Origin of the sequence: Kitasatospora sp. NPDC056651 (assembly GCF_042792155.1) — a bacterium.
In the GTDB taxonomy this organism is placed as follows: Bacteria; Actinomycetota; Actinomycetes; order Streptomycetales; family Streptomycetaceae; genus Kitasatospora.
In genome coordinates this window covers 1-18,551 of sequence record NZ_JBHTWX010000014.1, presented here as the reverse complement: position 1 = coordinate 18,551, position 18,551 = coordinate 1, and the positions used below count along the sequence as shown (strand labels likewise).

Below are 18,551 nucleotides of genomic sequence, written 5' to 3'. Positions count from 1 at the left end.
CTTGGCGATGTGACCGCTACGACTGAGACATCGAGGGCTGCCCACTCCTGGCAGTCCCTGCCCGCGGCGCAGCAGCCTGAATGGCCGGACCAAGAGGCTCTGCGCAAGACCCTTGCCGAGCTCGCGTCCTATCCCCCGCTCGTCTTCGCCGGCGAGTGCGACCAGCTGCGCGCCCGGCTCGGTGCCGTGGCGCGCGGGGAGGCCTTCCTCCTCCAGGGCGGTGACTGTGCCGAGGCGTTCGACGGTGTCTCGGCGGAGCACATCCGCAACAAGCTGAAGACGCTGCTCCAGATGGCCGCCGTGCTGACGTACGCGGCCTCGGTGCCGGTGGTGAAGGTCGGCCGCATCGCCGGCCAGTACTCCAAGCCGCGCTCCAAGTCGACCGAGACCCGCGACGGCGTGACCCTGCCGGTCTACCGTGGCGACTCGGTGAACGGCTTCGAGTTCACCCCCGAGTCCCGCATCCCGGACCCGGAGCGCCTGAAGCGGATGTACAACGCGTCCGCCGCGACGCTCAACCTGGTGCGCGCGTTCACCACCGGTGGTTACGCGGACCTGCGCCAGGTGCACGCCTGGAACCAGGACTTCGTCCGCAACTCGCCGGCCGGCCAGCGCTACGAGCAGCTCGCCCGGGAGATCGACAACGCCCTGGCGTTCATGAGCGCCTGCGGCGTGGAGCCGGAGGAGTTCAAGGCCGTCGAGTTCTTCTCCTCGCACGAGGCGCTGGTGCTCGACTACGAGACCGCGCTGACCCGCGTGGACTCGCGCACCGGCGAGCTGTACGACGTCTCCGGCCACATGGTGTGGATCGGCGAGCGCACCCGGCAGCTGGACCACGCGCACATCGAGTTCGCCTCGAAGATCCGCAACCCGATCGGCGTGAAGCTCGGCCCGACCACCTCGGTGGACGACGCGCTCGCCCTGATCGAGAAGCTGGACCCGGAGCGCGAGCCCGGCCGCCTGACCTTCATCACCCGGATGGGCGCGGGCAAGATCCGTGACCACCTGCCCACCCTGGTGGAGAAGGTCACCGCCTCCGGCGCCAAGCCGGTGTGGATCTGCGACCCGATGCACGGCAACACCTTCGAGGCCTCCAGCGGGCACAAGACCCGCCGCTTCGACGACGTCCTGGACGAGGTCAAGGGCTTCTTCGAGGTGCACCGCGCGCTCGGCACCCACCCGGGCGGCATCCACGTGGAGCTGACCGGCGACGACGTCACCGAGTGCGTCGGCGGCGGCGACGAGGTCCTGGTGGACGACCTCCACCAGCGCTACGAGACGGCCTGCGACCCGCGCCTCAACCGCAGCCAGTCGCTGGACCTGGCGTTCCTGGTGGCGGAGATGTACCGGGGGCAGTGAGCCCCGGCCGGCACCGAGTGTGACGAAGGCCCCTCCGGATTCGGGGTTCCCGAGCCCGGAGGGGCTTCTTCGTGCCCGGATCGCCAGGTAAGGTGAGGCTTAGTGAACTAAGGCAAGCCTTAGTCAAGATCCACTCCGCTTCACCCACCGGGAGAGTCCGCGATGTACGTGTGCATGTGCCATGCGGTCACCGAGGACCAGGTGAAGCGGGCGATGGACGGCGGTGCCAGCACCCCGCGCCAGATCGCCAAGGGCTGCAAGGCCGGCACCGACTGCGGGTCCTGCGTGCGCCGGATCCAGGCGATGCTGGGCGAGCACGGCGCCCGGCCCTGCCCGACCGCCCGGCTGGCCGCGAAGCTCGGTCTCGCGGACCCGGAGGCCGCGACCCGGGAGAACCCGGCTCCGGTGGTTCCGGCCCCGGTGGTGCCGGGAGCCGTTCCGGTGGTCCCCAGGGTCGCCCCGGTGATCCCGCTCCGGGCGGCCTGAGCCCTCAGGAGTCCGGCTGCTCGATGACCTGGGCCAGGTAGAGCGCCTCGCCGAGCTTCTCCAGCAGCTCCAGCTGGGTGTCGAGGTAGTCGATGTGGTGCTCCTCGTCGGCCAGGATGTCCTCGAAGATGTTCGCCGAGGTGACGTCGTTCTTGGCCCGCATCACCACGATCCCGCGCTTGAGCCGGTCGATCGCCTCGACCTCGATCTGGCGGTCCGCCTCGAACATCTCCTTGACCGTCTGGCCGACCCGGACGTGGAACAGCCGCTGGTAGTTGGGCAGCCCGTCCAGGAACAGGATCCGGTCGGTGAGGGTCTCGGCGTGCTTCATCTCGTCGAAGGACTCGTGCCGGGTGTACTTGGCGAGCTTCGTCCAGCCGAAGTTCTCCTGCATCTTGGCGTGCAGGAAGTACTGGTTGATCGCGGTCAGCTCGGCGGTGAGCTGCTCGTTGAGGAACTCGATGACCTCGGGATCGCCCTGCATGGTGATGCCTCCTGCGCTCGTCCGGCCGTGGGTCCCGTGTCTGGGTCCCGCGTCTGGGCATCCTGGCACCGGTTCGGGCGGAAATTCCAGTAAGTTCACACTCACTAGGACATGTGTCGGAATATCCGATTTGGGAGGGGCGCGAGCGGCGGAAAGGGGCGCGCACCGGGGCCCGCCCGCCGTCTGTCACCATGGATCCATGGGTCAGCCGAAACACGAACCGCTTCCGCCGTCTGACCCGAGGCTCCCCCCGGGCCAGCGCTCCCAGCGCGGCTGGCCCGCCCTGCACTACGGGCCGGTGCCCCGCTTCAAGCCGCTGACCTGGGACCTCCAGGTGTTCGGCGCCACCGCCTCGGCGGAGAAGCACAGCTGGGACTTCGAGGCCTTCAACGCCCTGCCGCGCACCACCGTCGTCGCGGACCTGCACTGCGTGACCAAGTTCTCGGTGCTCGGCAACGAGTGGACGGGCGTGTCGGCCGCCGCCGTGCTCGACCTGGTGCCCCCGGCACCCGGCGTCACCCACGTCATGGTCTGGGCCGAGTACGGCTACAGCGCCAACCTGCGGCTCGCCGACTTCGCCGACCCCCACACCCTGCTCGCCACCCACCGCAACGGCGAGGCGCTCACCGCCGAGCACGGCTTCCCGGTCCGGCTGGTGGTGCCGCGGCTCTACGCCTGGAAGGGCCCCAAGTGGGTGCGCGCGGTGGAGTACATGCGGGCCGACCGGCGCGGCTTCTGGGAGGAACGCGGCTACCACAACCTCGCCGACCCCTGGCGCGAACAGCGTTACTCCTACCAGGAGGAGCCCGGCGACGGGCCGCTGCGCTGATCCGCCAGGATCGACCGCCCAGGACCTAGAACAGCGAGAACTTCACCGTCACCGCGCTGCGCTGCGGCCGCCGCTCGCCCGCCACCGGCGACTGGCCGGACGAGGTGACCGCGCCGAACACGTCCCAGCCGCTGGTCTGCATGGTGAAGCCCGCCGCCTGGAGCGTCTTCTGCGCCTCGTCCTTGCTCATCCCGGTGACGTTCGGCACCGCCACCATGCCCTTGCTGACCACCAGCGAGACCGCGCTGTTCTCCTGCAGCAGCTGCCCGGCCGCGGGCGAGCTGCTGATCACCGAGCCCTCCGGCACCGTGTCGTCGTAGGTCTCGGTCACGGTGCCCTTGATCAGCTGGGCGCCGGTCAGCGCCGCGGCGGCGTCGGCGGCGCTCCTGCCGGCCAGGTCCGGCACCGCGATCCGCTTGGGGCCCTTGGAGACGGTGACGGTCACGCTGTCGCTCTTGCGGGTGCGCGCGCCCACCCCGGGATCGGTGGAGATCACCTGCCCGGCCGGGACGGACTCGCTGAACGCCTCGACGAACTTCCCGTGCAGGCCCTCCTTGTCCAGCACCCGCTGCGCCTGCGCCCGGTCGCTGCCGAGCACGCTCGGCACCGAACCGTACAGCCCCTCGGAGATCCCGTAGGTGACGCCGCCGATCGCCAGCACCAGGGCGGCCGCCGCGGCCGCCCAGATCAGCGGCTTGCGGGGGAAGCGGCGCGGCGCGCCCGGCCGGCGGCGGCGCACCGGGGCCGGCTCGTCGTACGGGCGCGGCTCGGTGAGCAGCTGGTCCATCAGCTCGGCCGGCATGTCCAGCACGCTGGTGCGCTCCGTCGGCGGGGCGTCGGCGGGCCGCGGCAGCTGCTGGATCACCGAGGTCGGCTCGCTGGTCGGGTAGCGCGGGCTGGGGCGGGTGGAGGCGGGCGGCTCGGCGTCCAGCTCGGCCGGGGTGAGGGTGCGGCGGACCCGCTGGAGGGCGGCGAGCAGCTCGACCGCGTCGTACGGGCGGGCGTCGGCGGCCCGGGCACAGGCGCCGGCCACGATCGCGTCCAGCGCCGGGCCGACGGCGGGGGCGACCAGCGAGGGCGCCGGGACGTCCTCGTGCAGGTGCCGGTACATGACCTGGACGGGGTTGTCGCCGGTGTGCGGGCGCCGGCCGGTGAGCATCTCGTACAGCAGGATGCCGGACGCGTAGACGTCCACCCGCTGGTCGGTGGGGGCGTCCGGGAGGATCTGCTCGGGGGCCAGGTAGGAGACGGTGCCCATGACCGTGCCGCCGGTGGCGGTGGTGGTCGAGGTGGGGGCGCCGTCGGCGGTGCCGAGCACCCGGACCAGGCCGAAGTCGGCGACCTTGACCAGGCCGCCCTCGGTGATCAGCACGTTCTCCGGCTTGACGTCGCGGTGCACCAGCCCGGCCCGGTGGGCGGCGCCGAGCGCGGCGAGCACCGGCTCCAGGACGTCCAGCGCGGCCCGGACGGACAGCGCACCGCGGTCGCGCAGCAGGTCCCGCAGGGTGCGGCCGGGCACGTACTCCATGGCGAGGAAGACGTGGCCGCCGTCCGCGCCCTGGTCGAAGACGTTGACGACGTTGGGGTGGGTGAGCTTGGCGACGGCCTTGGCCTCGCGGATGAAACGGGCGGTGAAGCCCTCGTCGCCGGCCAGTGAGGGGTGCATCACCTTGAGTGCGACCACCCGGTCCAGGCGGGTGTCGGTGCCCTTGTAGACGGTGGACATCCCGCCGGTGGCGATGCGCTGCTCGACCCGGTACCGGTTGTCGAGCAGGGTGCCGATCAGGGGGTCGTGCAATGCCATGTCCACCCGGAGAGTCTAGTGCCGAAGCGACGGGCCGGGCCCGGAGGACACAGCCTCCGGGCCCGGCTGTGCCCGGCCTGTGACACGCCGGGGCCCAGGTGGGGGCCGGGTCGTGCGCGGGTCGTTCGTAGGTCGGGGCCTCAGAACGCCGGGCGCTCCCGGGTGTCCAGGTCGGCGCGGCCGGCCATCGCGGAGGACGCCTCGGCGTGGAAGCGGCGCGGGATGCGGCCGGCCCGGTGGGCGAGCCGGCCCGCCTCGGCCGCGTGCCGCATCGCCTCGGCCATCAGCACCGGGTCCTGAGCGCGGGTCACCGCGGAGGCCAGCATCACCGCGGCGCAGCCCAGCTCCATCGCCAGCGCGACGTCGGAGGCGGTGCCGGCGCCCGCGTCCAGCACCACCGGGACGCCCGCGCCCTCGACGATCAGCTGGAAGTTGTGCGGGTTGCGGATGCCCAGGCCCGAACCGATCGGCGAGCCCAGCGGCATGATGGCCGCGCAGCCGACGTCCTCCAGCTTGCGCGCCAGCACCGGATCGTCGTTGGTGTACGGCAGTACGGTGAAGCCGTCGTCGACCAGGGTCTCGGCGGCGTCCAGCAGCTCGATCGGGTCCGGCAGCAGGGTGCGCTCGTCGGCGATCACCTCCAGCTTCACCCAGTCGGTGCCGAGCGCCTCGCGGGCCAGCCGGGCGGTCAGCACGGCCTCGCCGGCGGTGAAGCAGCCGGCCGTGTTGGGCAGCACGCGGATGCCGTTGCGGGTCAGCACGTCCAGCACGGAGCCCTGGGTGGAGGCGTCGACCCGGCGCATCGCGACGGTGGTCAGCTCGGTGCCGGAGGCGAGCAGCGCTCGCTCCAGGACCTCCAGGCTGGGGGCTCCGCCGGTGCCCATGATCAGCCGGGAGGAGAAGGTCGCCCCGGCGATGGTGAGGAGGTCGTCGGCCATGGTTCAGCCTCCCTGGACGGCGGTGAGGATCTCGATCCGGTCGCCGGTGCCCAGCACCGTCTCGGACCACGAACTGCGGGGCACCACGGCCTCGTTGAGGGCGGCGGCGACGCCGGTGGGGGCGGCGCTGACGGTGGGCACCAGCTCGGCGAGGGTGGTCGCGGCGGGCACCCGGCGGGGCTCGCCGTTGACGGTCAGGGCGATCTCGGCCGGGGCGGTCTCGGTCCGGGTGGTCTCGGTCATGCGGAGGCCTTCGTCGTGGAGCGGTCGGGGGAGAAGCGCAGCGGCGTGAACGGCCTTGCGAGCTCGGGTACTTCGCCGGTGGCCAGGTATTCGGAGACCAGGTCCGCGGTCACCGGGGTGAGCAGCACACCGTTGCGGTAGTGGCCGGTGGCGGCGACCAGCCCGGGCAGCGAGGTCGGGCCCAGCAGCGGAGCGTTGTCCGGAGAGCCGGGACGCAGCCCGGCCGAGCTCTCCAGCAGCGGGATCTCGGTGATCCCCGGGACCAACTCGTGGGCGTCGCGCAGGAGTTCGTACACCCCTCCGGCGGTGACGGTGGTGTCGTAACCCTGCTCCTCGGTGGTCGCGCCGACCACCAGCTCGCCGTTCTCGCGCGGCACCAGGTACAGGTGCTGACCGCGGACCACGGCACGGACGTTGCGGGACAGGAACGGCCGGTAGGCCGCCGGGACGCGCAGTCGCAGCACCTGCCCCTTCACCGGGCGGATCGCGGGCAGCACCCCCTCGGGCAGACCGGGCAGCCGGTGGCTGTGCGGGCCGGCCGCGAGGACGACCTGGTCGGCGGTGACGGTCTCCGAGGTGCTCAGCCGGGCGCCGGTGGCCCGGCCGTCCTCGACCAGCAGCTCGACGGCCTCGGCGCGGTGGACGGTGACGTGGGCGCGCTCGCAGGCGGCGAGCAGGGCGGTGAGCAGCCGGCGGCCGTCCACCTGGTGGTCGTTCGAGACGTGTAGGCCGCCGCGCACGCCGGGGGCGAGCATCGGCTCCAGCCTGCGGGCCTCCCGGCCGGTCAGCCAGGTCGAGTCCAGGCCGAGCCGGTGGTGGAAGGCGTGCAGTTCGCGCAGTTCCTCGCGGTCGTCGGAGTCCAGGGCGACGGCGAGGGTGCCGCACCGGCGGTAGCCGGTGTCCGCGCCGCCGCTCGCCTCGGTGAGCTCGGCGGCGAAGGCCGCGTACCGCTCGTTCGAGGCCATCCCGAGGCGCAGCAGCGGCTCCTCGCCGTACTGCAGCTCGGTGACCGGGGCGAGCATCCCGGCCGCGACGCGGGCGGCGCCGCCGCCGGGGGTGGGGTCGACCACGGCCACGTGCCGCACTCCGCGCTGGGCGGCGCGCCAGGCGACGGCGAGGCCGATGATGCCCCCGCCGATCACCAGCACGTCGGCGTGGGTGCCTGAGGCCAAGCGTGACAAAGCTGCTCTTCTCCCTTCGCCGGTATGACCCGGATCAGGTTCGGACGGTCGCGGGCCGTGCCAGCCCGCCTCTCAGCCCGGTACGCCGGGCTCCCGTGTGGTCATCCCACCTTAACGCCGGGGGACGGCCCGGCCGAAGGCCCGTGCGAGGGGTGGACGGGGAGGCTCCGGCCCGGTCGTGGCCCCGCTCCCCACCCGCGCCCCGCCACCCGCGTCCCGCCCCCCGGCCGCAGCCCCGACCCCGCGCACCGCCGCCGGACGTAGGCCGGAAGTAGGGGTGGGCAGGGGGCGCCGGGCCCTGGGGCGGCCGCGGGCCGCTGAGTACAGTGACGGGCGTGGCAGAGCTGAGCGGGACGGATCGGGTGGTCGTTGTCGGAGCCGGGCTGGCCGGGGCGCAGTGCGCCCTCAAGCTGCGGCAGGGCGGCTGGGAGGGGCGGATCACGCTGGTCGGTGACGAGCCGCACGCGCCGTACGACCGGCCGCCGCTCTCCAAGGACGTCCTGCTCGGCAAGGAGGACTCCACCACCCTGGGCATCGACTACCGGGATCTCGGCGTCGAGCTGCTCACCGGCCGCCGCGCCACCGGCCTCACCGCCGGCGTGCTGCACACCGACAGTGGCGACCTCCCGTACGACTCGCTGGTGATCGCCACCGGCGCCGTCCCGCGGGCCCTGCCCGGCGCCGAGCGGGCACACCTGCTGCACACCCTGGACGACGCCCTGGCGCTGCGCGAGCTGCTGCGCCCCGGGCTGCGGCTGGTGCTGGTCGGCGCGGGCTGGATCGGCGCCGAGGTGGCCACCGCGGCCCGCGGGGCGGGCTGCGAGGTGACGGTGGTCGAGGCGGGCCCGGCGCCGCTGCCCGGTGCGCTGCCGACCGGGCTCGGCTCGGCGATGGCCGCCTGGTACGCCGAGGCCGGGATCGACCTGCGCTGCGGCGTCGGCGTGGCCGCCGTCGAGCCCGGCGCGGTGCTGCTGGCGGACGGCTCGCACCTGCCCGCCGACGAGGTGGTGGTCGGCATCGGCGCCCGGCCCGCGACGGGCTGGCTGGCCGGCTCCGGGGTCGAGCTGGACGCGGCCGGCGCGGTGGTCGTGGACGAGCGGCTGCGCACCTCGGTGCCCGGCGTCTTCGCGGCCGGCGACTGCGTCAGCTACCCCTCGGCCCGGGCCGGCGCCCGACTGGCCGTCCAGCACTGGGACCACGCCCTGAAGTCCGGGGAGGCGGTGGCCGCCGCCGTCCTGGGCGCGGACGCGCCGGACTACGACCCGGTGCCGTACTTCTGGTCGGAGCAGTTCGGGCGGATGGTCCAGTACGCCGGCCGGCACGCCGAGGGCGACGAGCTGCTGTGGCGCGGCGCTCCCGAGGACGCCGCCTGGTCGGTGCTCTGGCTGCGCGACGGGGTGCCGAGCGCGCTGCTGACCGTGGACCGCCCGCGCGACCTCGCCCAGGGACGCAAGCTGATCGAGGCCGGCACCGCGCTGGACCCGGCCCGCGCCGCCGACCCCGCGGTACCGCTGAAGGCGGCCGTCGCGGGGTAGTGCCTGGTGCGCGGCGGGCCGTGGAGGTGGCAGTCTGGTGGCGTGAGTGAGATCGAAAGCAAGATTGAAGCCCTGGTCACCGACTGGATGTACCTGCCCGACATCTCGGAGCAGTGGGGGGTCCGGGTCACCGAGGTGCGTGACCTGGTCAAGAACGGCGGCCTGATCGCCGTCCGGCGCGGCCCCAACAAGTCGCTCCAGGTCCCGGCCGCGTTCATCGACGGCCCGGGCCTGGTCAAGCACCTGTCCGGCACCCTGACCGTGCTGCGGGACTGCGGGTACAACGACGTGGAGATCCTGGAGTGGCTCTTCACCGAGGACCCGTCGCTGCCCGGCAGCCCGATCCAGGCGCTGCGGGAGAACCGCGGCACCGAGGTCAAGCGCCGCGCCCAGGCGATGCTGATCTGATGGCGGCGGACACGCCGCGCGCCCGGCTCGCCGACGCCCGGCTCTACCTGTGCACCGACGCCCGTCGCGAGCGGGGCGACCTCGCCGAGTTCCTGGACGCGGCGCTGGCCGGCGGGGTGGACATCGTCCAGCTGCGCGACAAGGGCCTGGAGGCCAGGCAGGAGCTGGAGGCCCTGGAGGTCTTCGCCGACGCCTGCCGCCGGCACGGCAAGCTGCTGGCCGTCAACGACCGCGCCGACGTCGCCCACGCGGCCCGGCCGGACGTGCTGCACCTCGGCCAGGACGACCTGCCGGTGCCGGCCGCCCGGGCGATCCTCGGCGAGGACGTGCTGATCGGCCGGTCCTGCCACGCCGAGTCCGAGGTGGACGCGGCGATCGCCGAGCCCGGGGTGGACTACTTCTGCACCGGCCCGGTCTGGCCGACCCCGACCAAGCCGGGCCGCCCGGCGCCGGGCCTCGGCCTGGTCTCGTACGCGGCGAAGCAGGACACCGACCGGCCGTGGTTCGCGATCGGCGGGATCGACCTCGGCAACCTGGACGAGGTGCTGGCCGCCGGTGCCCGACGGATCGTCGTGGTGCGGGCCATCACCGCGGCGGAGGACCCGCGCGCCGCCGCCGCCGAGCTGTCCCGCCGGGTGCGCGCGGCCTGACCGTCCCGGCCGAACCGTCCTGGCTCGACCGTCCCGGCTCGACCACCTCGGTCCGGCCGCCCCGCCGGGGCCGCCGCCGTCCGTCAGTACTTGCGGACGGTGGCGGCCTCGGCCAGCGTCAGCAGCACCGCGCGGGCCCGCTCGTCGGCGAGCGGCGCAGCCTCCAGCGCGGTCAGCGACTGCCGCATCAGCTCGTCGATCCGGCGCTCCACCAGCTCGGGCGCGCCGCTGCCGGCGACCAGCTCGCGCAGCTCGGCGACCTCCTCGGCCTCCAGGTCGGGCGCGCCGAGCCGCTCGTCCAGGTGCCGGGCGTCGGCGGCCGGCAGGCCCCGCATCGCGTGCGCGACCAGCAGGGTGCGCTTGCCCTCGCGCAGGTCGTCCCCGGCGGGCTTGCCGGTGACGGCCGGGTCCCCGAAGACGCCGAGCAGGTCGTCGCGCAGCTGGAAGGCCTCGCCCAGCGGCAGCCCGAACGCCCCGTACGCCTCGACCAGCTCCGGCCCGGCGCCGGCCAGCAGCGCACCCACCTGGAGCGGCCGCTCGATGGTGTACTTCGCGGACTTGTAGTGCAGGACGGTCTGCGCCCGCTCCAGCGCGCCCTCGTCGGTCGAGTCGCCGGCCACCGGCTCCAGCACGTCGAGGTACTGGCCGACCATGACTTCGGTGCGCATCAGGTCGAACACCGGCTTGGCGGCCAGGACGGCGGCCGGCTCCAGACCGGAGCGCAGGAACAGCTCGTCGCACCAGATCAGCAGCAGGTCGCCGAGCAGCACCGCCGCCGAGGCGCCGTACTGCTCGCGGTCGCCGCGCCAGCCGCTGTCGCGGTGCAGCGCCTCGAAGCGGCGGTGGACCGAGGGCAGGCCGCGGCGGGTGTCGCTGCGGTCCATCAGGTCGTCGTGCACCAGGGCGCTCGCCTGGAGCAGCTCCAGGGCGGCGGCCGCGTTGGCGATCGCCTCGCCGGTGGCGCCGCCGGCCGGGCCGCCGGCGCCGCGCCAGCCCCAGTAGCAGAAGGCCGGGCGCAGCCGCTTGCCGCCGTCCAGCAGGAAGTCGCGCAGCGCGTCGGCGGCGGGGGCCAGCTGGGGCGAGATCTTGCCGAGCAGCACGGACTGGCGGTCCATGAACGCGGCGAGCGCGGCGTTGACGCGGGTGCGGACGTCCTCCGCGTCGATGGGGTTGACCGCACGGGGATCGGCAGGCCGGGTGCTGGGCGAGGTCACGATGGGGCTCCGCTGGTTTCTCTGGGGTGCAGCAAGCGTAGCGGGGACGCCGGGAACGGATGTGCGAGAAGCCGTGGCAGGGGTGTGGCGGGGGCGGCCGGGAGCCCGAATCCGGGACGAACCGGAAGGTCGTCCATCAGTTGTCTCGATAGGTGGAATCCGCTGCCCGGCCCTTCCGAAGGCCGGATAGCCTGCCAGCATGGCACTGGGCATCGCTTCGACGAGAACGGATCGCGCACTCACCGTGCGCGAACTCCTGGCGGCCGGCAAGCGCTCCTTCTCCTTCGAGTTCATGCCGCCGCGCACCGAGGTCGGCGAGCAGCGGCTCTGGGACGCCATCCGCCGGCTCGAACCGCTCGACCCCAACTTCGTCTGCATGACGTACGGCGCGGGCGGCTCCTCGCGCGAGCGCACCGTCAACATGGTCGGCCGGATCGCCACCGAGACCACGCTGACCCCGGTCGCCCACCTCACCGCGGTGGACCACTCGATCGCGGAGCTGCGCAACATCATCGGCCAGTACGCCGACCAGGGCGTGCGGAACGTCCTCGCGGTCCGCGGCGACCCGCCCGGCGACCCGCTGGGCGAGTGGGTCAGCCACCCGGACGGCGTCACCTACGCGTACGAGCTGGTGGAGCTGATCAAGGGCATCGGCGACTTCTGCGTCGGCGTCGCGGCCTCGCCGAACATGCACCCGCGCTCGACCGACTGGGACGAGGACATCCGGCACTTCGTGGCGAAGATCCGCTCGGGGGCCGACTACGCGATCACCCAGATGTTCTTCGAGGTGGACGACTACCTGCGGCTGCGCGACCGGGTGGTCGCCGCCGGCTGCGAGGCGCCGATCATCCCGGAGATCATGCCGGTCACCAACGCCAAGCAGCTGGAGCGCTTCCCGCAGCTCAGCGGCTCGGCCTTCCCCGCCGACCTGGAGGCCCGCCTGCGGGCGGCCATCGACGACCCGGCGGCGCTGCGGGCCATCGGCATGGAGCACGCCACGGCGATGTCCGAACGACTGCTCGCCGAGGGCGCGCCCGGTCTGCACTTCATCACGCTGAACCACTCGACGGCGACGCTGGAGATCTACCAGAACCTGGGACTGCACCAGCGCTGAGGGGGCGGGCGGCGGCCGGCCCGGGCAGGGTCCGCCGGGCCGGTGCGCGGGCGTCTCCCCGCCGCGGACGCCGGGTGTTCACGAGCCCGTCACCGGACCGACGGCGGCGGGCTCGGTCGTGTGCGCCCGGCGGCCGGCGGTGGCCGGACGGCGGCGGGAACGCGATGCGGTACCCCGGCCGTTGAACCGGTACAGTCGCGGCACACGCGCGGCGTGGACGCGCGGGTACGCGACTGGAGGTAGCGGGCGGATGGGCATCGGATACCTGCTGCTGTGCGCCGCGTTGGCGGTGGTGGCGCTCTGGCTGGTCGCGGAGGTGCTGCTGCAGAACCGGGCGCCGCTGCACTGGCGGGCCCTGGCCCTGGCGGGCTTCCTGGGCGTGGCCGCCGGGATGGCCCTCGGGTCGGTCGTGGTGATCGGGGCGGGTGCCGCGCTGTTCGCGGTCGGCCAGACCTTCGTCACCCTCTCCGTCAAGCGCGGCCACCAGACCGGCTGGTCGCTGCGGAAGCCCGACGGCAGTCTGCCCGGCCCGCTCGCCAAGGTGCCGCTGCTCGGCGCCCTCACCGGCGGCGCCGCCGCCGTGGCGGCCGTCGCGGTCGCCGGGGAGCGGATCGGCGAGGTCGGCGCCGTCGAGGAGACCCCGGCCGCGGCCCCGGTGCCGGTGCCGGACGAGGTGCCGGAGGTGGAGCAGACCGCCGCCTTCGAGATGCGGGAACTCGCCCAGGACGGCGTCTACGCCCCCGGGTACTACGAGCAGTCGCAGGTCCAGCCGCAGCCCCAGGACCCGTACGCCGCCACCTACCAGGCCGGCTACGACCAGCAGCAGTGGCAGACCCAGCAGCAGCCCGCCTTCGCCGCCTACGACCAGCAGCAGGCCTACGGCGGCTACCCCCAGCAACAGCAGGACCCGTACGGCGGCTACCAGCAGCAGGACCAGTACGCGGCCTACCAGCAGCAGCCGCAGGACCAGTACGCGGGCTACCAGCAGCAGCCGCAGGCCTGGGACCCGAACGCCCAGCAGCAGCACCAGCAGCACCAGCCGCAGCCCGACCAGCCGGACCCGCAGGTCCAGGGCATCCCGCAGCAGCCGATGTACGACCAGAACTACGGCTACCAGCAGCAGAACACCTGGCACCAGGGCTGACCCGGCCCGGCCGGGCCCTACGCCGGGCCGATCAGCCCGGCGGTGACGCAGGCCGACATGCCGACGCGGGCGAGGCCGCCGCCGGGGTGGGCATTGCCGCCGACCAGGTAGAGGCCGGGGACGGGGGACTCGTTGGCGGCCTTCAGCCACGAGCCCGAGGAGCCGGCCAGGGCCGGCCGGGCGACCGAGCCGAACAGCGCGCCGGTCTCCCGGCGGGTGTCCTCCGGAGTGCGCACGACCCGCCACAGCACCCGCTCGCGCAGGCCCAGCCCGGCCGCGTCGACGTGGGCGAGCAACCGGTCGGCGTAGCGGTCGGCGAACCCGGGGGCGGCCCAGTCGACGTCCTCCTCCTGGGCCGGGACCGTGGCGGTCAGCACCACGCTCTCGTGGGCGTCGTCGGGCCGCAGCGTCGGGTCGTCCGGGCGGAGCACCTGCACGGTGGGGCGCTCGCAGGGCGGCACGGAGAGGGTGAGGGCGTTCGCCTCGGCGGCCGGGTCGGCCGCGTGCACCACCGTCCGGTGCACGGTGCCCTCGGGCCGGGGGCCGCGCAGCGCGAGCAGCACGCTGAACCGGCCGGGCACCTCGAACGGCTCCCACTCCTCGGCCGGCAGCCCCGGCCACTCGGCGATGCCGTGGCGGAACAGCGCGCCGGTGTCCATCGCCGAGACCACCAGGTCCGCGCCGATCCGGCCGTCCGCCGTCTCGACCCCGGCCGCCCGGCCGTCCGCCACGACCACCCGGGTGACCGGGGTGTCGAAGCGGAACTCGACCCCGCGCAGCTCGCAGCGCCGGTACACCGCGTCGGCGAGGGCGCGCATGCCGCCCCGGACGTACCAGACGCCGAAGGACTGCTCCATGTACGGCAGCACGGTGGCCCCGGCGGGGGCCAGGCTCGGCGGGATGCCGTGCCGCAGCGCGGGCTCGCCCAGCAGCGCCGTCAGGCCGGGGTGGCCGCCGAGCTGCGACCGGGCCACGTCGTCGAGGCTCCACGGGCGGGGGCGGAACAGCCGGGCCAGGCCGGTGCGCGGCGGGACGGGGTACGGGTCGGTGTCCAGGGCGGCCCGCTCGGCCGGGGAGAGGGCATCGAGGTAGATCGGGCGGGGCTCCTCCAGCAGCGGGCGGCGGGTGGCCTCCCAGACCGTCCGGCCGTGGTTCATCACCTCGCTCCAGCGGGCGCCCGCCCCGGCGCCGAAGGCCGCGTCCAGGGCCTGGCTGACGCCGCCGCGGGAGGCGTTGGGCAGGGTGACGGCGGTGCCGTCGGGGAACAGGTGCCGGCTCTCCGGGTCGACCGGGGCCAGCTCGACCAGCTGCTCCAGCGGCTCCTTGCCGGTCTTCAGCGCGAGGTCGCGGTAGACGGCCGGGAGCGAGAGCAGGCCGGGCCCGGTGTCGAAGGCGAAGCCGTCGCGCTCGTACCGGCCGACCATGCCCCCGTACGTGCCGCTCGCCTCGCAGACCGTCACCCGGTGGCCGAGGGTCGCCAGCCGGGAGGCCGCCGCGAGCCCGCTCATTCCTGCGCCGATGACGACGATCTTTGCCATGGCCCCGATCCTAAGGCGAGGCCTGCGCGCTCCCCGCCGCCGCCCGGGCGGCCTTCCGTTCGCGGCGGCGGGCCCGGAAGGCGCGGATCCTGCTGATCGCCAGCCAGACCAGCAGCAGGGCGGCGGCCAGGGCCACGGCGGCGACCGAGGCGGCCAGCCAGGGGTGGAAGATCGCCAGCGTGACCAGGCCGGCCACCGAGAGGTCCTCGGCCATGCTGACCGCGATGTTGCTGAACGGCTCCGGGGAGGTGTTGACGGCCATCCGCAGCGAGGACTTCACCAGATGGCTGACCAGCGCCGAGGTGCCGCCCATCGCGCCGGCCGCGACCTCGCTCAGCGAGCCGGGGTCGTGGCTCGCGATCAGCACGCCGACGGTGGCCCCGGCGATCGGCCGGATCACCGTGTGCACGACGTCCCAGACGCTGTCCACGTACGGGATCTTGTCGGCCACCGCCTCCAGCGTGAACAGCACGGCGGCCGCCAGCAGCACGTCCGTGCGCTCCAGCGCCTGCGGCACCGAGTCCGTGTCGGCGAACCTGCCCAGCAGGCCGAGCAGCAGCACCACCGCGTAGGCGTTGATGCCGCTGGCCAGTCCGCTGGTGAAGATCAGCGGCAGGACCGTCATCGCGTCGTCCCCTCCTCGTCCGGCGGGCCGGTGGCACCCGGCCCCGCCGCCGTACCGTACCGGCACCCGGGACGCCGCGGCGGCGCCCGCCGGTTCCCGGGAGCGACGGCCGGCCTCCTGAGTACGGATACTCAGATCCACGGTTGAGTACCTGAGCGGATGGCCTCCGACCTGCGCGGACGGGAGAGTGGTGGCACCCGGGAGGGCGGCGCCTGGTGCGCCCGGTCCGCCCGGGCGGCGGATCCCGTCCGTCCTCCGGCCGCTCCTCAGGCGGCAGGAGGCGGTGGACGGACCGCCACGGGGCTGGTCACGGTCCTCGCACCGCCGACACGGGGCGGCGGAGCGGGCCGGGGGGAGACCGGCCACGGGGGCAGTTCGCCACCGCCGACCGTGTGGGGGTCAGCGGAGCGACGGCACACGGCGGCGGCGCGGAACCGGGGGAGGGACCGCGCCCGCCGCCGCTACGCCGTGTCCCGGCCCCCTCCCGCCGGCGGTCGACGGCCGGATTGTCAGTGGTGGCGTTCACGATGGCAGGGCACGGACCACCCGGTCCGCGCGCTGCCTCGGAACGGGGGAGACCATGACCGTCAGCCGTCCTGAGCCCGTCACCGCCCGCCTCCACTCCGCCGCCCTGCCACACCTGCCCGGTCCGGCCGCCGACCGCCCCGCCGGTGCGGACGTCCACCCCGTGCTGCGCCGGGTCGCCGCACCGCCGGCCGCCCTCGACCTGCTCGCCGACGCCCACCGCACCCTCGCCCGGGCCCGCGCCCTGGAGGACCCGCTGGAGCGCTACGCCACCGCCCACCTGGCGGCGCTGCGCACGGTGGCGGCCGTCCTGGCGGTGCGCGGCCGCCCGGAGAAGAACCCGCGCCGCCGCAAGGCCATCCGCAGCGCCTGGGAGGTGCTGCCCGAGGTGGCCCCGGAGCTCGCCGAGTGGGCGCTCTACTACGGCGCCGGCGCCCGCCGCCGGGCCGCGGCCGAGGCCGGGATCAGGGGTGCCGCCTCGGCCCGCGACGCCGATGACCTGATCCGCAACTCGGCGCTCTTCCTGCGCCTGGTCGAGCGGCTGCTCGGCCTGCACGCCGCCCCGCCGGCGGCCCGGCGGCCGTCGGACGGCGTTGGACCGCCGGGCGCGGGCGGGGTCCCGGCGGGGCCGGTCCGGGGCCTGTCCGGCGGGCATCCGGCGGACAGGCCCTAAGGTGGAGGCATCCTGATCGATCTGCACGTGCCAAGGAGCCCCACCTTGTACCCGACGCGTCCCCGCAGTGCCCTGCGTACCGCCGTGGTGTGGGAGGTGGTCCGGGCGGCCCTGGAGAAGCGGGCGGCCGAGCTGGACCAGCCGGTGCTCGACGTGGTCGACACCGGCGGCGGCACCGGGAACTTCGCCGTGCCGGTGGCCAAGCTCGGCCACCGCGTCACCGTGGTCGACCCGAGCCCGGACGCGCTGTTCGCCCTGGAGCGCCGGGCCGCCGAAGCCGGTGTGACGGAGCTGGTGCGCGCCGTCCAGGGCGACACCCAGACCCTGCCCGAGCTGGTCGCCCCCGGCAGCGTGGACGCGGTGTTCTGCCACGGCGTGCTGGAGGTCGTGGACGACCCGGCCGAGGCGCTCGGCAGCCTGGCCGGCACCCTGCGCGAGGGCGGCCTGGTCAGCCTGCTGGCGGCCAACCGCAACGGCGCCGTGCTGGCCCGCGCGCTGGCCGGCCATTTCAACGAGGCCCGCACCGTGCTCTCCGCCGCCGACGGCCGCTGGGGCGAGCAGGACCCGATGCCGCGCCGCTTCACCGGCGAGGAGCTGGGCCGGCTGGCCGAGGCCGCCGGTCTGCGGGTGGAGTCGGTGCACGGCGTACGGGTCTTCGCCGACCTCGTCCCCGGCGTCCTGGTGGACACCGAGCCGGGTGCGCTGGAGGCGCTGCTGAAGCTGGAGGAGGCCGCCGCCGCGCAGCCCGCCTTCCACGCCGTGGCGACCCAGCTGCACCTGCTGGCGACCCTGGCCTGAGGCGCCCCACGGGGCCCGCGCGCCCTCGCACGCACCAGGCCGCCGCCGTCCGGTTCCGCACGCCGTACGGCGGCGGTTCGCGCTCCGGCGGCGGTCGGTTCCCCGGCCGTTCCCCCGCCCGTTTCCCGGGTGTTCCCGGGCCGTGTGGCGCCGTGCGGCGGCAAACCTTCCCAGGTCCGGGACGATTCCATCCGATCGGGCACTTGTCCGGGGCGTGGCGCGTTGGCACCGGTGCGGCCGTCCCCGCTCGAAGTGGCCCGTCCCACGCGGTGCCGACCACTCCGTAACGGGCCCACGGACCGTATGATCTGGGTAAAGCCGGAAAGCATGACAGCCGGACGCGTGGGGCATATGGACGACACGGGCCGGGTCCCCCGCACGGGCGTCCGACCGTGTGCCCCACGGCTGATTGGACTTGCCTCCCCGACCGGGGTGGGCGGACCGGTCGCACCCGCGACCGACGAGTAGGAGGACTCCGTGCCGCTCTCGGAGCACGAGCAGCGACTGCTCGACCAGATGGAGCGAGCGCTGTATGCCGAAGATCCCAAATTCGCGTCGGCGCTCGAGGGATCCGGTCTGCGCACCTACACCCGTCGGCGGGTGTACCTGGCCGTGGCCGGCTTCGTGGTCGGCATCGGCCTGCTGATGGGCGGCATGGTCGTGCCGGACCAGATCTGGGTCAGCGTGGTGGGCTTCCTGGTGATGCTCGGGTGCGCGGTGTTCGCCGTGACCGGCTGGCGCCGCGGGCCCTCGGGCCAGGGCACCGGAGCCCGTCCGGCCGCCGCGCCGCGACGCAAGGCCGGGATGATGGACCGGGTGGAGCAGCGCTGGCAGCGCCGCCGGGACGAGCAGACCGGCGGGTTCTGAGTCCTGACGAATACCTGAGAAGCCGGGGCGGGGCGGGGGGGGGCGGGCCCCCCCCCGGGGGTGGTCCAGGGGGGGCCGCCCACCGGGGGGGCCCCGTGGGCCCGCGCCGGGACCCCCCCCCCGGGGCCCGGGCCCG

The 18,551-nt window shown here is 74.5% G+C and carries 19 protein-coding genes and 1 riboswitch; of the genes, 11 read left to right on the top strand and 8 right to left on the bottom strand.

From position 1 onward, the window contains the following. Nucleotides 1-9: 9 nt before the first annotated feature. Complete coding sequence (locus ACFRAR_RS08400) at nt 10-1,359, top strand: class II 3-deoxy-7-phosphoheptulonate synthase (RefSeq protein ID WP_380696168.1); 1,350 nt, start codon at nt 10-12, stop codon at nt 1,357-1,359. Nucleotides 1,360-1,533: 174 nt separating this feature from the next. Beyond that, nucleotides 1,534-1,845, top strand: a complete 312-nt coding sequence (locus tag ACFRAR_RS08395; protein WP_380696166.1) for a bacterioferritin-associated ferredoxin — start codon at nt 1,534-1,536, stop codon at nt 1,843-1,845. Nucleotides 1,846-1,849: 4 nt separating this feature from the next. On the opposite strand, the gene bfr is transcribed toward ACFRAR_RS08395, so the two are convergent. After that, nucleotides 1,850-2,329 carry a bacterioferritin gene (bfr, locus tag ACFRAR_RS08390; RefSeq protein ID WP_380696164.1) on the bottom strand — a complete coding sequence of 160 codons (480 nt, stop codon included), beginning with the start codon at nt 2,327-2,329 and terminating at the stop codon, nt 1,850-1,852. Nucleotides 2,330-2,528: 199 nt separating this feature from the next. Between bfr and ACFRAR_RS08385 the strand changes: the two genes are divergently transcribed. Continuing rightward, on the top strand, nt 2,529-3,158 hold the full coding sequence (locus tag ACFRAR_RS08385) for a sulfite oxidase-like oxidoreductase (RefSeq protein WP_380696162.1): 630 nt from the start codon (nt 2,529-2,531) through the stop codon (nt 3,156-3,158). Nucleotides 3,159-3,183: 25 nt separating this feature from the next. Here the strand turns inward: ACFRAR_RS08385 and pknB are convergent, their stop codons facing one another. The 4 genes from pknB to thiO all read right to left on the bottom strand — a co-directional run bounded on the left by pknB (nt 3,184) and on the right by thiO (nt 7,315). Then, complete coding sequence (gene pknB, locus ACFRAR_RS08380) at nt 3,184-4,962, bottom strand: Stk1 family PASTA domain-containing Ser/Thr kinase (RefSeq protein ID WP_380696160.1); 1,779 nt, start codon at nt 4,960-4,962, stop codon at nt 3,184-3,186. Between the two features lie 140 nt (nt 4,963-5,102). Next, a complete protein-coding gene (locus ACFRAR_RS08375; RefSeq protein WP_380696158.1) occupies nt 5,103-5,900 on the bottom strand; it encodes a thiazole synthase in 798 nt (265 codons plus the stop codon). A gap of 3 nt (nt 5,901-5,903) precedes the next feature. Next, nucleotides 5,904-6,143 carry a sulfur carrier protein ThiS gene (gene thiS / locus ACFRAR_RS08370; protein WP_380696156.1) on the bottom strand — a complete coding sequence of 80 codons (240 nt, stop codon included), beginning with the start codon at nt 6,141-6,143 and terminating at the stop codon, nt 5,904-5,906. Next, a complete protein-coding gene (gene thiO, locus ACFRAR_RS08365; protein WP_380696154.1) occupies nt 6,140-7,315 on the bottom strand; it encodes a glycine oxidase ThiO in 1,176 nt (391 codons plus the stop codon). The genes thiS and thiO overlap by 4 nt, the downstream gene beginning before the upstream one ends. A 3-nt stretch (nt 7,316-7,318) precedes the next feature. Further along, nucleotides 7,319-7,431, bottom strand: a riboswitch (TPP riboswitch). Between the two features lie 219 nt (nt 7,432-7,650). On the opposite strand from thiO, the gene ACFRAR_RS08360 reads away from it, so the two are divergent. Genes ACFRAR_RS08360 through thiE form a run of 3 tightly spaced genes read left to right on the top strand, consistent with a single transcriptional unit; the run spans nt 7,651 to nt 9,917 of the window. After that, a complete protein-coding gene (locus ACFRAR_RS08360; RefSeq protein WP_380696152.1) occupies nt 7,651-8,859 on the top strand; it encodes an NAD(P)/FAD-dependent oxidoreductase in 1,209 nt (402 codons plus the stop codon). A gap of 42 nt (nt 8,860-8,901) precedes the next feature. Next, nucleotides 8,902-9,267: an Rv2175c family DNA-binding protein gene (locus ACFRAR_RS08355; protein ID WP_189915099.1), complete on the top strand. Its 366-nt coding sequence runs from the start codon at nt 8,902-8,904 to the stop codon at nt 9,265-9,267. Further along, nucleotides 9,267-9,917 (top strand): thiamine phosphate synthase, encoded by a 651-nt coding sequence (thiE, locus tag ACFRAR_RS08350; RefSeq protein ID WP_380696150.1) that lies wholly within the window; start codon nt 9,267-9,269, stop codon nt 9,915-9,917. Before ACFRAR_RS08355 ends, thiE begins: the two co-directional genes overlap by 1 nt. Before the next feature lie 83 nt (nt 9,918-10,000). Here the strand turns inward: thiE and ACFRAR_RS08345 are convergent, their stop codons facing one another. Next, nucleotides 10,001-11,131, bottom strand: a complete 1,131-nt coding sequence (locus tag ACFRAR_RS08345; RefSeq protein WP_380696148.1) for a polyprenyl synthetase family protein — start codon at nt 11,129-11,131, stop codon at nt 10,001-10,003. Between the two features lie 199 nt (nt 11,132-11,330). On the opposite strand from ACFRAR_RS08345, the gene metF reads away from it, so the two are divergent. Then, nucleotides 11,331-12,245: a methylenetetrahydrofolate reductase [NAD(P)H] gene (gene metF, locus ACFRAR_RS08340; RefSeq protein WP_380696146.1), complete on the top strand. Its 915-nt coding sequence runs from the start codon at nt 11,331-11,333 to the stop codon at nt 12,243-12,245. Nucleotides 12,246-12,495: 250 nt separating this feature from the next. Then, nucleotides 12,496-13,389, top strand: coding sequence for a hypothetical protein (locus ACFRAR_RS08335; RefSeq protein WP_380696144.1), 894 nt, complete (start codon nt 12,496-12,498; stop codon nt 13,387-13,389). A gap of 17 nt (nt 13,390-13,406) precedes the next feature. On the opposite strand, the gene ACFRAR_RS08330 is transcribed toward ACFRAR_RS08335, so the two are convergent. Both ACFRAR_RS08330 and ACFRAR_RS08325 read right to left on the bottom strand, forming a co-directional pair. Further along, nucleotides 13,407-14,927: a phytoene desaturase family protein gene (locus tag ACFRAR_RS08330; protein WP_380696142.1), complete on the bottom strand. Its 1,521-nt coding sequence runs from the start codon at nt 14,925-14,927 to the stop codon at nt 13,407-13,409. 10 nt (nt 14,928-14,937) lie between these two features. Continuing rightward, nucleotides 14,938-15,552 carry a DUF4126 domain-containing protein gene (locus tag ACFRAR_RS08325; protein WP_380696140.1) on the bottom strand — a complete coding sequence of 205 codons (615 nt, stop codon included), beginning with the start codon at nt 15,550-15,552 and terminating at the stop codon, nt 14,938-14,940. Nucleotides 15,553-16,132: 580 nt separating this feature from the next. On the opposite strand from ACFRAR_RS08325, the gene ACFRAR_RS08320 reads away from it, so the two are divergent. The 3 genes from ACFRAR_RS08320 (at nt 16,133) to ACFRAR_RS08310 (ending at nt 18,415) form a co-directional block, all read left to right on the top strand. After that, nucleotides 16,133-16,750 carry an SAV_6107 family HEPN domain-containing protein gene (locus ACFRAR_RS08320; RefSeq protein ID WP_380696138.1) on the top strand — a complete coding sequence of 206 codons (618 nt, stop codon included), beginning with the start codon at nt 16,133-16,135 and terminating at the stop codon, nt 16,748-16,750. A 45-nt stretch (nt 16,751-16,795) separates the two neighbouring features. Continuing rightward, nucleotides 16,796-17,548, top strand: coding sequence for a methyltransferase domain-containing protein (locus ACFRAR_RS08315; RefSeq protein WP_380696136.1), 753 nt, complete (start codon nt 16,796-16,798; stop codon nt 17,546-17,548). 477 nt (nt 17,549-18,025) lie between these two features. Further along, complete coding sequence (locus tag ACFRAR_RS08310; RefSeq protein WP_380696134.1) at nt 18,026-18,415, top strand: DUF3040 domain-containing protein; 390 nt, start codon at nt 18,026-18,028, stop codon at nt 18,413-18,415. Nucleotides 18,416-18,551 lie beyond the last annotated feature (136 nt).

Bases quoted from the DNA above. Each gene is read 5' to 3' on its own strand.
- metF (WP_380696146.1), top strand. From the start codon at position 11,331: ATGGCACTGGGCATCGCTTCGACGAGAACGGATCGCGCACTCACCGTG.
- bfr (WP_380696164.1), bottom strand. From the start codon at position 2,329: ATGCAGGGCGATCCCGAGGTCATCGAGTTCCTCAACGAGCAGCTCACC.
- ACFRAR_RS08325 (WP_380696140.1), bottom strand. From the start codon at position 15,552: ATGACGGTCCTGCCGCTGATCTTCACCAGCGGACTGGCCAGCGGCATC.
- ACFRAR_RS08320 (WP_380696138.1), top strand. From the start codon at position 16,133: ATGACCGTCAGCCGTCCTGAGCCCGTCACCGCCCGCCTCCACTCCGCC.
- ACFRAR_RS08385 (WP_380696162.1), top strand. From the start codon at position 2,529: ATGGGTCAGCCGAAACACGAACCGCTTCCGCCGTCTGACCCGAGGCTC.
- ACFRAR_RS08330 (WP_380696142.1), bottom strand. From the start codon at position 14,927: ATGGCAAAGATCGTCGTCATCGGCGCAGGAATGAGCGGGCTCGCGGCG.
- thiE (WP_380696150.1), top strand. From the start codon at position 9,267: ATGGCGGCGGACACGCCGCGCGCCCGGCTCGCCGACGCCCGGCTCTAC.
- thiS (WP_380696156.1), bottom strand. From the start codon at position 6,143: ATGACCGAGACCACCCGGACCGAGACCGCCCCGGCCGAGATCGCCCTG.
- ACFRAR_RS08335 (WP_380696144.1), top strand. From the start codon at position 12,496: ATGGGCATCGGATACCTGCTGCTGTGCGCCGCGTTGGCGGTGGTGGCG.
- ACFRAR_RS08395 (WP_380696166.1), top strand. From the start codon at position 1,534: ATGTGCCATGCGGTCACCGAGGACCAGGTGAAGCGGGCGATGGACGGC.
- pknB (WP_380696160.1), bottom strand. From the start codon at position 4,962: ATGGCATTGCACGACCCCCTGATCGGCACCCTGCTCGACAACCGGTAC.
- ACFRAR_RS08375 (WP_380696158.1), bottom strand. From the start codon at position 5,900: ATGGCCGACGACCTCCTCACCATCGCCGGGGCGACCTTCTCCTCCCGG.